This is a genomic window from Blastomonas sp. UPD001, assembly GCF_003426715.1.
GTDB lineage: Bacteria > Pseudomonadota > Alphaproteobacteria > Sphingomonadales > Sphingomonadaceae > Blastomonas.
In genome coordinates this window covers 2,727,916-2,739,423 of sequence record NZ_QKVT01000001.1, presented here as the reverse complement: position 1 = coordinate 2,739,423, position 11,508 = coordinate 2,727,916, and the positions used below count along the sequence as shown (strand labels likewise).

Annotated in this window: 10 protein-coding genes and 1 pseudogene; all 11 read right to left on the bottom strand. The window is 66.7% G+C overall.

Translation table 11 applies throughout. The annotated features are described in order from the left end of the window. Positions 1-403, bottom strand: a pseudogene (locus DM995_RS21905) (hypothetical protein); the annotation flags it as partial. Further along, positions 400-825 carry a hypothetical protein gene (locus DM995_RS13910; protein ID WP_023837578.1) on the bottom strand — a complete coding sequence of 142 codons (426 nt, stop codon included), beginning with the start codon at positions 823-825 and terminating at the stop codon, positions 400-402. The gene DM995_RS13910 and the pseudogene DM995_RS21905, both read right to left, overlap by 4 nt. Then, a complete protein-coding gene (locus DM995_RS13905) occupies positions 822-2,153 on the bottom strand; it encodes a FliI/YscN family ATPase (protein ID WP_116969806.1) in 1,332 nt (443 codons plus the stop codon). The genes DM995_RS13910 and DM995_RS13905 overlap by 4 nt, the downstream gene beginning before the upstream one ends. After that, positions 2,150-2,830: a FliH/SctL family protein gene (locus tag DM995_RS13900; protein WP_023837580.1), complete on the bottom strand. Its 681-nt coding sequence runs from the start codon at positions 2,828-2,830 to the stop codon at positions 2,150-2,152. Before DM995_RS13900 ends, DM995_RS13905 begins: the two co-directional genes overlap by 4 nt. Next, a complete protein-coding gene (gene fliG, locus DM995_RS13895; protein ID WP_116969805.1) occupies positions 2,823-3,875 on the bottom strand; it encodes a flagellar motor switch protein FliG in 1,053 nt (350 codons plus the stop codon). The genes DM995_RS13900 and fliG overlap by 8 nt, the downstream gene beginning before the upstream one ends. Further along, on the bottom strand, positions 3,868-5,640 hold the full coding sequence (gene fliF, locus DM995_RS13890; RefSeq protein WP_116969804.1) for a flagellar basal-body MS-ring/collar protein FliF: 1,773 nt from the start codon (positions 5,638-5,640) through the stop codon (positions 3,868-3,870). The genes fliG and fliF overlap by 8 nt, the downstream gene beginning before the upstream one ends. 3 nt (positions 5,641-5,643) lie before the next feature. After that, complete coding sequence (gene fliE, locus DM995_RS13885; protein WP_023837583.1) at positions 5,644-5,988, bottom strand: flagellar hook-basal body complex protein FliE; 345 nt, start codon at positions 5,986-5,988, stop codon at positions 5,644-5,646. A 20-nt stretch (positions 5,989-6,008) separates the two neighbouring features. Next, positions 6,009-7,307, bottom strand: a complete 1,299-nt coding sequence (locus DM995_RS13880) for a sigma-54 interaction domain-containing protein (RefSeq protein ID WP_116969803.1) — start codon at positions 7,305-7,307, stop codon at positions 6,009-6,011. 457 nt (positions 7,308-7,764) lie between these two features. Beyond that, on the bottom strand, positions 7,765-8,490 hold the full coding sequence (locus DM995_RS13870) for a sigma-70 family RNA polymerase sigma factor (RefSeq protein WP_023838690.1): 726 nt from the start codon (positions 8,488-8,490) through the stop codon (positions 7,765-7,767). Positions 8,491-8,535: 45 nt separating this feature from the next. Continuing rightward, positions 8,536-10,647 carry a flagellar biosynthesis protein FlhA gene (flhA, locus tag DM995_RS13865; protein WP_116969802.1) on the bottom strand — a complete coding sequence of 704 codons (2,112 nt, stop codon included), beginning with the start codon at positions 10,645-10,647 and terminating at the stop codon, positions 8,536-8,538. A gap of 5 nt (positions 10,648-10,652) precedes the next feature. After that, on the bottom strand, positions 10,653-11,450 hold the full coding sequence (locus DM995_RS13860) for a transglycosylase SLT domain-containing protein (protein WP_116969801.1): 798 nt from the start codon (positions 11,448-11,450) through the stop codon (positions 10,653-10,655). Between the last annotated feature and the right edge of the window lie 58 nt (positions 11,451-11,508).

The window sequence follows — 11,508 nt, the reverse complement described above, 5'->3', positions numbered from 1 at the left end:
GGGCCGTGGCGAGGCTGGCAGCGCCGGTGAGCGCCGCCTCGATCACCTGCGAAGTGCTGGCCTCTTCGGGCAGCGCGACGATGACCGGGGCCTCGGGCGCGGCATGCGGCATGGCGATTTTGGGCAGCGCGGGCGCGGCAGGACCGCCGGACGGCGTCGCCGCCGGAGCGCCTTCGCCGATATCGGCCAGCGCTGCGGCAAAGGCGCCCTCGCCCTCCGCCTGCGATGCCGCGACAGGCGGAGCCATGCCCGCCACGGCGGCATCGCTTCCGGTCATCAGCGCCAGCTGGCTGGCAAAGGGGTTGGCGTCCAGGGTCATGCCCGGCTTACCAGCAGGAAGCGTGCCAATTGATAGCGAAAGCAGCGACGACCCTGAAAGGGCCTGCATCATGTCCTGGCTCATTCCTCTGCCTCCTTGGGATATTTTCTCTTGAGCGGCAGGCGCGCGGCCTTGCGCTCGGCGGTCTCGTCCGCCGCCGCGATGGCCCTGCCCAGCAGCTTGGATGTGGTTTCTCGGTCGATATAGGCGGCAGTGCGTTGCCGCTCTGCCTGGGCAAGCGCTTGCCGCGCCCGGCCGAGCGCGACGTGGATCTCGCCATCGGCGCGGATCAACCGCTGCGCGAGTTCGAGCTGCGCGTGCAGCGCCGCGCCGTTCTGGCAGTGCGCGGCATCGAACGCATTGTCGCGAAGCTTCTTCAACCGCTCGGCATTGTTCTGCAGCGTCGCCTCGTTGCGCTGCGCCGTGGCCGCCGCGCCGATGGCGAGCTTGACCTGCGCCTCGCGCACCGCGTGCACGCGCTTCCAGGATTTGGGCTTCAGGCTCATGTGCCGAAGCTCTGCAGCAGTTCAGCGACGCTCTCGTCCAGATCGATGCGCTCGTGCGGTCCCTGGCGGATGAACGCCAGCAGATCGGGCCGGCGCGCCACCGCCTCGTCGATATTGGCGTCCGACCCTTCGCGATAGGCGCCCATCAGCAACAGGTCGCGATTTTCCTCATAGGCCGACCAGATGCGACGAAAATTGGCCATCGCGCCGCGATGTTCGTCGGAGATGATGTCGGTCGCGACGCGGCTCAGCGACTTGCCGATGTCGATCGCGGGGAAGATGCCCTGCTCGGCCATCGAGCGCGACAGGATGATATGCCCGTCGACAATCGCGCGCGCGCCATCGACCACCGGATCGTCGAGATCGTCGCCATCGGCGAGCACGGTGTAGAGCGCGGTGATCGATCCGCCGCTTTCCTTGTCATTGCCCGCGCGTTCGACCAGCTTGGGGATCAGCGCGAGCGCGGAGGGTGGATAGCCCTTCATCGTCGGCGGTTCGCCCAGCGCCAGCCCGATCTCGCGCTGCGCATGCGCGACGCGGGTCAGGCTGTCGATGATCAACAGCACCTTCTTGCCCTGCTTGCGGAAATATTCGGCGATCGCGGTCGCGCGGAACGCGGCGCGCAGGCGCAGGATCGGGCTGTGGTCCGCCGGGACCGCGACGGTCACCGTGCGCGACTTCATCGGGCCGGACATCTTGGTCTCGACGAAATCGCTGACCTCGCGCCCGCGTTCGCCGATCAGCCCGACGACGATCACGTCCGCCTCGGCAAAGCCGATGATCTGGCCGATCAGCACCGACTTGCCCACGCCCGAACCCGCCGCCACCGCGATGCGCTGGCCGTGGCCGGCGGTGAGCAGCGCGTTGATCGCGCGCACGCCGAGGTCGATGGTCTTGGTGACGCGCCCGCGGTTGAGCACGTTCTCGCGCTTGCCGGCGAGCGGCCAGCGGTCGTGCGCGATGATCGGGCCCATGCCGTCGAGCGGCTCGCCCATCGGACCGATGATCCGGCCGAGCAGCGCATCGCCGACCACCGCCATATTGGCCTGGGCATCGGGCTCGACCCGCGCACCGCTGCGCAGCGCGGCATCGCTTTCCAGCGGCACCATCATCGCGCGCGAGCCGCGGAATCCCGCGATCTCGGCGCGGATGCGGCGGCCATCGGCAGCGCGCACCGATCCGCCATAGCCGATCGGATAGTCGAAACCGGTCACTTCGAGCATGCCGCCCTCATGCGCGACCAGGCGGCCGACGCGGCGCGGGCCGGCCTCGAGCGCGGCAATCTTGTCGGTGAACTGGCGAACCGCCTCTTCCTGTGCCGCGATCACTGGTCGCCCTCCAGATCGTCGATCAGGCCCTGCAGCGCATCGAGCATCGGCTGGGTGCCCTGCTCGATCCAGCCATCGGCATGGTTCAAGGATACCGTACCCCGGCGGATCGACGGATCGGGGGTGAGCACCAGGCCGCATTCGGCATCGCCGAGCAGCTTGAGGTCATCGGGGTGAAGGTGCAGCGCGCTGCCGCGCATGTCGCGGGTGACGAGCGCGGCGAGCGAGCGGCAGTGCTTCTCCAGCACCGCGGCATCGGGTTCGGCAAAGCCGCTCGAGCGTTCGAGCATCTGCTTCATCGCGTGCAGCAGCATCGCGCACAGCCCCTGCGAGAGCTGCGGGCGCAGCGCGGTGATCGCCCGGGCCAGCGCCTCGGTCGCGGCATCGCTCGCCTGCAGCTCGGCCTGGGCCTGGGCGATGCCATCGGCGACGCCCTGATCATAGGCCTGAACCAGCAGTTCGTCCTGCGACGGGCCTGTCTCGACCATCAGGTCGCCATCGAACCCGTCGTCCTCGCCGAAATCCATCGGCTCGGCGTGCAGATCGGCTTCGGCCAGGTCGGCCATCGACGAGAAGATCGGCGAAGGGCGGAAGGCACTGGCACTGGGCTGCATCTGCCAGACTGGCATGAACTGCGCCTCGCCGGTTGGGGTGATCGAAATCGGGCGATCAGACATATTCGTCGCCGCCTCCGCCGATCACGATATCGCCGGCATCGGCCATGCGCTTGGCCACCTGGATGACCGCGCGCTGCGCCTCGAGCACTTCCGACATCGGCATCGGGCCGCGATCGGCGATCTCGTCGGCGATCGACTGCGCGGCGCGGCTCGACATGCACCCGAACATCTTGTCGCGCAGCTTGTCTTCGGCACCCTTGAGCGCGGGGACGAGCAGCTTGGATTCGAGCCCGCGCACCAGCGTTCCCAGATCCTTGGCATCGAGCCGGATCAGGTCGGCAAAGACGAACATCTCGTCCTCGATCCGGCGCGCGATCTCCTTGTCGCGCTTGGTGACCGCGCGGATGATCCGCTGGCTCTCGCGCTTGTTGATGATGTTCATGATCGCCGCCGCATCCGACGTGCCGCCCGAGGACGATGCGCTGCCGCCACCGCGCGGTGCCGCGCCCTGATTGACCAGCAGCGCCTCGATCGTCTCGACCGCCTCGGGGCTCACCGGCCCCAGGGTGGCGAGACGGAACACGACGTCCTCCTGCGCTTCGGGGGGCAGCAGCTGCAGCACATTGGCGGCGATTTCGGGCTTGAGGAACGACAGCACGACCGCCGCGATCTGCGGATGCTCGTGCTCGACCAGCAGCGCGATCTCGACCGGGTCCATCCATTTGAGCGCCTCGAGCCCGCCGCCGGCCTTTTTCGGCGCGATCTTGGTGAGCATCGTTTCGGCGCGGCGGTCGCCCAGCGCGCGCTTGAGCATGCCCTCGATCTGCTCTTCGGCCTTGTAGCCCAGCATCGTGCGGTTGCGCGCCTTGTCGATGAACATGTCGAGCACCTCGTTGATGTCCTCGGCGCCGATATCGGCGACGGTGTACATCATCTCGCTGAGCTGGCGGACTTCCTCGGGCTCCAGCCGGGCGAGGATCTCGGCGGCCTGTTCCTCGGAAAAGAGCAGCATCAGGATCGCCGCGGCCTGCTGGCCGGGGATCGGACGCCGTGCGGGCGCGGCGGTAGCGCCATCTTGAGTCATCATGTCGAGAGCATCAGGCATTAACAGGCTCCTTGGCGCCATCGGCATTGCCCTTCAGCAGCTCGCGGACCACCAGCGTGGCGTGGTCGGGATTCTGCCGGACGAAATTCTGGATCAGCAAAGCGCGCTCCTGATAGGTCGAGGCGGCGTTGATCATGTCGAGCGTGACCGGCTCGTTCTCCTTGGCCGGGCGGGCGCCTGCGCCATTGGCATCCCGGCCGTCATTGCCCAGTGCCTGGGACAGCAGTTCGCCGGTTTCCGCCGCCTTCACCGCATCCGCCGCCGCCTTGTCGTCGGCTTTCTGGCGGGTGTAGCGCTTGAGCAGCGGGCGGCCGATGCCGAAGATCAGCGCCAGCGCGACGAGCAGCGCGGAGACGTTGCGCACCACCATGTTGAACCAGCTCGCCTCGTAGAAGGGCTCCTCGACCTTGGTGACGGGCTCGAAATTGCGCGACGAGATCGCGACCTGGTCGCCGCGCGCGGTATCGAAGCCGATCGCGCCCTTGACCAGCGCCTCGATGGCGGCGATTTCCTGCGGGCTGCGCTCCTTGCCGCCGGGCAGGTTCTTCACCGCGACCGCAACCGAGATCCGGGTGACCTTGCCCGAAGGCTCCTTGGTCACCGCGATCTGGCGGCCCAGCTCGAAATTGCGGTTGGTCTGCTCGTTGCGCGTGGTCGGCGCACCGGGCGCGGCGGCTTCGGCGCCGGTCAGCTGGCCACCGGCCTGCGGCGTGACATTGGGATCGGCGGGCGGCTGGTTGGCCAGCGCGCCGGGGACACCGCCGGCAGGTGCAAGATTGGTCTCGGTCGAGATCGACGTCTGCTCGCTCTTCACCCGCGCTTCATCGGCGGGGAAGCTTTCGGTCGTCGCCTGGCGCTCGGTCATGTTGATCTCGGTCGAGACCTCGGCAACGAAATTGCCGGCGCCCAGAACCGGGGTCAGCAGCGCGTTGAGCTGGCGGCGATAGCGTTCCTCGATCGCTTCCTTCATCTCGATCTGCTGTTCGACACCGTTCATGCCGGTCTTGCCGTCGCCCGAAAGCAGGCGGCCGTTCTGGTCGACGACCGAGACATTGTCCGCCGACAGCCCGGGGACCGAGCTGGCGACGAGATGGATGATCGCCTGGACCTGCGATTCGGGCAGGCGTCCGGCATTGGCGAGCTGCAGCACCACCGAGGCGGCGGGTTCGTTGCGGTCGCGGATGAACACGCTGGGCGGCTCGACCGCCAGATGCACGCGCGCGGAGACCACCGATTCCATTGCCTCGATGCTGCGCGCCAGATCGAGCTCGCGCGCGGCGCGGAGCTTTTCATTCTCCACCGCGCGGCTGGCGCCCATCGGCATCGACGAGATCAGCTCGTCGCCGCTCGGCGCGCTCTTGGGCAGGCCCTGCGCAGCGAGCGCGATCTTGGCCTTGTGGTAATCCTCTTCAGAAACCATGATCGTGCCCGAGCTTTCCTCGAAGCTGTACGGAATGGTCGAGCTGTCGAGCGCGGCGATCACCGCCGCCTTGTCGCTATCGGGGAGCCCGCGGAACAGATCGCGCTGCGGCGGTTCGCGCAGCGCGGCCCAGGCAAGCACCGAGAGCAGCACGACGCCGAGAAAGCCGACCAGCGGCATTGCCCTGGACACCGCTGGCTGGCTCATGAAATTGCGGACCTGCGCCGGGATCGCGGTGCCGTTGAGCACGCGCGCGCCGGCACCTGCGCCGGTACCCGGGGTTCCCGGGATGACTGCCGGGGCGGATCCGTCGACACTATTGGGGGTGATCGTGATATCGGACATGGATTACACCGGCATGTTCATGATGTCCTGATAGGCGGACAGCAATTTGTTACGGACCTGCAGCGTCGCTTCGAAACCGATCGACGCCTTCTGCTTGGCCATCATCACCGCCGCGATGTCGGTGGTCTGGCCCATTTCATAGGCGGTCGCTGCGTCCGAAGAGGCGTGCTGCACCTGGTTGACCTGATCGAGCGCGGTCTTGAGCGTGCCCGAAAAGCCGTCGGGCTTGGTTTCGGTCGGCTCGGTGCCCAGCATGGGGGATTTCTTGCTGAGCTGTTGGAGCGCGCTGTTCTGCTGCAGGATGGCGTTGCGCGCGGCCATGATGGAGCTGCTGATATTGGTGCTCATGGGTTAGGTCCCGTGTTCGATCAGGCTGCGGCGGCCAGCTCGCGCATATTGGCGAGGCGGTAGCGCAGGGTGCGTTCGGAGATGCCGAGCATCTTGGCGGTTTCGCGGCGGTTGCCGCCATTCTCGTCGAGCGCGCGCTGGATCGCGTCATGCTCGACCGCGCGCGACAGGCTGTGCAGATCGCTGCCGCGCATCAGGCGGACCGAACCGCATGCGCGACCAGGCGGCCGACGCGGCGCGGGCGCGGCGGCCGGCTGGACGGGAGCGGGCGTGAACAGGCGCGCAGGGGCAAGGCCCAGATCCTCGGCTTCGATGACATCGCCCTCGCGCAGCACCAGCGCGCGTTGCAGCACGTTGCCCAGCTCGCGGGCATTTCCCGGCCAGCTGTGCGCCTGAAGCGTTTCAAGCGCTTCCGCGCTCAGCCAGGCGAAATCGTCGCCCGCATTCTGCATGCGCAGCAGCATGGCGGCGGCAATGGCGCGGACATCCTGACGGCGATCGGCAAGGCGGGGGAGTGCGATCGGCATCACGTTGAGGCGCCAGTAAAGGTCTTCGCGGAACTCGCCGGCGGCGACCAGCTCGGCGGCATCGCGGTTGGCGGCGGTGACGATGCGGACATCGACCTTGACCGCGCGGGTCTCGCCGACGGGCAGGACTTCGCCTTCCTGCAGCGCGCGCAGCAGCTTGGCCTGGAGCGCCAGCGGCAGCTCGGTGATCTCGTCGAGGAACAATGTGCCGCCATCGGCCGCGCGGAACAGGCCCTCGCCATCGGCCGATGCGCCGGTGAACGCACCCTTCTTGTGGCCGAACAGAATCGCCTCGACCATGGTTTCGGGAAGAGCGGCGCAGTTGACCGCGATGAACGGGCCCTTGGCGCGCGGGCTTTCGTCATGCACCAGACGCGCCATGCCTTCCTTGCCGGTGCCGGTTTCGCCTTGGATCAGCACCGCAGCCTCGCTGCGTGCGATGCGGGCGGCATAGCCCATCAGCTTGGCCATGGCGGGTTCGCCGACGGCGGGGCCGCGTCCGGCGCGCAGCAGCTCTGCCACCAGCGCCAGGCCAAGCGCCATGTCGTCAAAGCCGAAGGCGATGCGCGCGGGCAGGCCGTTGGCAGCGCGGACGAGCGACGGTGCGCCGTCGCGAAAATCGATCAGAATGTCACGATGGCTGGCCGAAGCGATTTCCGCGGCCATCAGCACCTTGGCGGTCTGCACGGTCGCAGCACCTGCGGCGACCGGCTTGATCCAGGCCGATGCGAGCCAGCTTTCCAGCATTGGCAGATTTTCACGAACCGCCTCGCTGATAGTGCATTCGATCATTTTTTCAGTCCCCCGACTTAATGGATCGCGTTGGCCAGCCGTTACACTGGCCCCCGCAGGTCCAAAGCAAAGCAATCGCCGTGCCAAATCGGGAAAACGGCAGAAAATGGCCGCCCACACCCCCCTATATATATAAGGCACACCACCGCCGCCAAAAAATTGACGGGTTTTGCCGGGCCGGGGCGTCAGAAAATTGACGCCTGTCGGCCAAATGACAACCTGTTCGAAAGGTGTGTGAAAACTTCTTAATGGCTTTCCAACCGTGCCGTTAACCATGTCGAGGCCGCTGACAGAAGCAGTGCGCCGCAAGATTGACCAAGCGAAAGGAAAGACTGATGACTGTTATCGGAACGAATATCGGCGCCATCCGCGCTGCCAATGCCTCGACCGCTGCCCAGGCCATGCTGGGCCGCGCGATTGACCGCCTGTCGACCGGCAAGAGGATCTTGGAAAGAGCTCAGCGCGAACTGGCCAGACGCTTGCGCAGCGTTTCCAGTGCGGATTTCTTGATCTGGCACACCCGCGCTGCGGTGATGCCGAGCACCAGGCCGATTTCGTCGAGGTTCATTTCCTCGATATAGTGCAGCTGCAGGATCAGCTGCTCGCGCTCCTTGAGCGTGCCGATGCTGGCATTGAGCAGTTGCTTGAGATTGTCCGCCTCCATCCGTGTCTCGGCGGAATCCTCGCTATCGGCAAACCACATCGAATGTTCGGAATAGACCTCGTCCATCGATTCGAACTTCACGTCCTGCGCCGCGTCGGAGCGCATGCGGAATTCGGCGGCGTCCATGCCCATCGCGGCGGCGAGTTCGGATTCGGTCGGGTTGCGGCCCAGTTCGCGCACCAGCTTCTCGCTCGCGCGGCGCAGCTGCTTGCGGAAATCCATCGCCGATCGGCACATGTTGCTGTTCGCGCGCAGATGATCGATCAGCGCGCCGCGGATGCGCATGCTGGCATAGGTGGCAAAGCCGTGGCCGCGATCCTCGTAATGGTTCGCCGCCTCGACAAGCGCGACCATGCCGATCTGGACCAGGTCCTCGATCTCGATCACCCCCGGCGCCATGCCGCGCACGTGCCAGGCGAGCTTGCGGACCAGCGGCAGGTGCGCCTCGATCAGCTTGCCCGGCGGCACGGCGGCAGGCTTGCGGCCGTAAGTAATCGTCTCGATGGGAAGATGCTGCATATCAGGTGTCCAGCTTCATGAGAATTTTTACGATCGGCGTCTGCATCAGCCGCGCGAGAAGGAATGTTCGGCCTGGGGCGTGCGGTAGCCCGTCTGCCCGCCGACGGTGGCGACCACCTCGACCGGCTTGTCGTCGGGCAGCTCGCGGAACGAGAGCACAGGCGTATCGGGGAAGCGCGGGCGCAAGAGGTCGGCGAGCGGCTTGCGCGCCTGGGGCGAGGTGACCAGCGCATAGTTGCGCTGTTCGAGCATCAGCGGACGCGCCGCCTGTTCGATCGCGCCGAGGATGCGCTGCGCCAGCCCCGGTTCGATCGGGAAGGCGGCGTCGCCGGCAACGCGCAGCGACTGGGCGAGCAGCGTCTCGAGCTCGGCATCGAGCGTCACCACCGGCAGCGGCAGGTTCACCGGCACCAGCGACTGGATGATGATCGATCCGATGCGCTGGCGCACGCCCTCGACGATCTGCGCCACGGTGGTGCCTTCGGCCGCCGCCTCGACCATCGCCGAACAGATGCGGCGGAAGTCCTTGAGCGGCACGCCTTCGCGCAGCAGCTCGCGGCAGACGGCGGAGATGGTGAACAGCGAGAGCGGCTGCGGGGTGAGACCCTCGACCAGCTGGGGCGAGTTTTCCTTGAGCGTTTCGAGCAGCTTCTTGGTCTCGTCCATGCCGAACAGCTGCGCGGCGTTGAGGCGGACCATCTGGTTGAGATGCGTCGCCATGACGGTGGCGGCATCGACCACGGTATAGCCCGCGACGATCGCCTCGGCGCGCTTGTCGGCGCTGATCCACACCGCATCCATGCCGAAGGTCGGATCCTTGCAGGCGCGGCCTTCGATCGGCGTGTCGATATCGCCGCTGTCGAGCGCGAGCAGATCGTCGGGCCAGATCTCGTCCTCGGCGACGATCGTGCCGCCGATGGTGATGCGGTAGCTGTTGGCGGGCAGCGCCATGTCGTCCTTGATGCGAACGAGCGGGATGACGAAGCCGAGCTCCTTCGAGATCTGCTTGCGGATGCCGGTGACGCGGCGCATCAGCGGCGCGTCGCGGCGCTCGTCGACCAGCGGCACCAGGCCGAAGCCGACATCGATCCCCAGCATCGCGCCATCGGACACGTCTTCCCATTCGATGGCGTTGGGGTTTTCGGGCGCTGCCGGGGCGACAGCCTCGACCACCTGCGGCTTGGGACGCGACAGCTTCCACGCAATGTACCCGGCAGCAGCAGCTGCAGGCAGGATGATGAGGTGCGGCATGCCGGGCAGCACGCCCATGATGCCCAGGATCACCGCGACCGGAGTCCAGGCCTTGGCGATGGCGAACTGGCCCGAGATCTGGCCGGGCAGGTCCTGCGCGGAGTTGACGCGGGTGACGATCGACGCGGCGGCGATCGAGAGCAGCAGCGCGGGCACCTGCGCGACCAGCGCATCGCCGATCGCCAGCATGGTATAGTTGGAGGCGGCTTCGGCAATGCCCAGGCCATGGCTCGCCATGCCCAGGATGATGCCGCCGACGATATTGACCACCAGGATCAGCACGCCCGCGACCGCATCGCCCTTCACGAACTTGGACGCACCGTCCATCGACCCGTAAAAGTCCGCCTCGGTCGCGACTTCGGCGCGGCGGGCCTTGGCTTCCTCGGGCGTCATCAGACCGGCGTTCAGGTCGGCGTCGATCGCCATCTGCTTGCCGGGCATGGCATCGAGGGTGAAGCGCGCGGACACTTCGGACACGCGGCCCGCGCCCTTGGTGATGACGACCAGGTTGATGATCATCAGGATCGCGAAGACGAAGATGCCGACGACATAGTCGCCGCCGATCAGCAGGCTGCCGAACGCCTCGATGACGTGGCCGGCCGCCGCGCCGCCCTCATGCCCGTGCACCAGCACCACGCGGGTCGAGGCGACGTTGAGGCCGAGCCGCAGCAGCGTCGCGAACAGCAGCACGGTGGGGAAGCTCGAGAAATCGAGCGGCTTGGTGACGTTCAATGCCACCATCAGCACCGCGAGGCTGATCATGATGTTAAAGATGAAGCCGATGTCGAGCACCAGCGCGGGCACGGGCAGCACCAGGAACACCACCAGCAACAGGGTGGCGAGCGGCAGGATCGAGCCGCGCGACATCGCGAGGATATGGCCGAGCTTGCTGGACGCAGGATTCATCGAGTTCAGGCTCCCATCGCGGCGAGCAGCATGTAGGCCAGCCGCGCATTGTCGTTTCCGCCGATGCTGGCGGTCATTTCGGGTCGGGCGGCGCGCGCGCTGGCGAGCCGGACGTAATCGGCAGGCTGGACCTGCGGCAGATCATTGCCATCGCGCGGCAAGCGGCTGCCGCCGGCGGCTGCCGCCCCGCCGAGCTTGTCGGCAAAGCGGGTACGGATCTCGGCAAAGCTGCGCGGCGCGCCCGAGCGATCGTAGAAGATCGAGCGGTTGGCCCCGGCGGCGCGCGCGAACATCGGCGCGGCGGCGGCATCGGGATTGGCATCGTGCGCGGCGAGGAACTGGCGGGCGCCTTCGGGGCCCAGAAAATGCGCGAGATACAGGTCCACCGGCGCGGCGCTGCGGCCGAGCGAGGATTCGAGATACTGGCGATTGTCGGACGCGAATTCGCCCGCCATCAGCGCGGCAATCTCGGGATTCCGGCGCAATGCGAGGATCGAATGGCGAGTCTGCGGGTCGTCGACGCGGTAGCGGCCGCGCCCGTCGCGCTGGATGGCATTGGCGGCCCATTGCAGCCCGTGCTTCGACCCGTGCTTCTCGACCACGCCGAGCCAGCTCTGGTCGATGAACTGGTACAGGCCGGTCGCCGACGAGGTTCCCGCCTTGGCATTGGGGTTGAGCCCGCTTTCAATGCGCGCCTGGCCCATCAGATAGTCGAAATCCACGCCCGTGCGCTGCGCAGACGCGGCAATCGCGCGGGTGACGCGATCTCCTGCATTGCTGACACTGCCAAGATACGAGGACAAAACGGCTCTCCAGAGTTACTGGAGACTGTCACAGCAAAAGCTGTGCCAATTTGGGGGT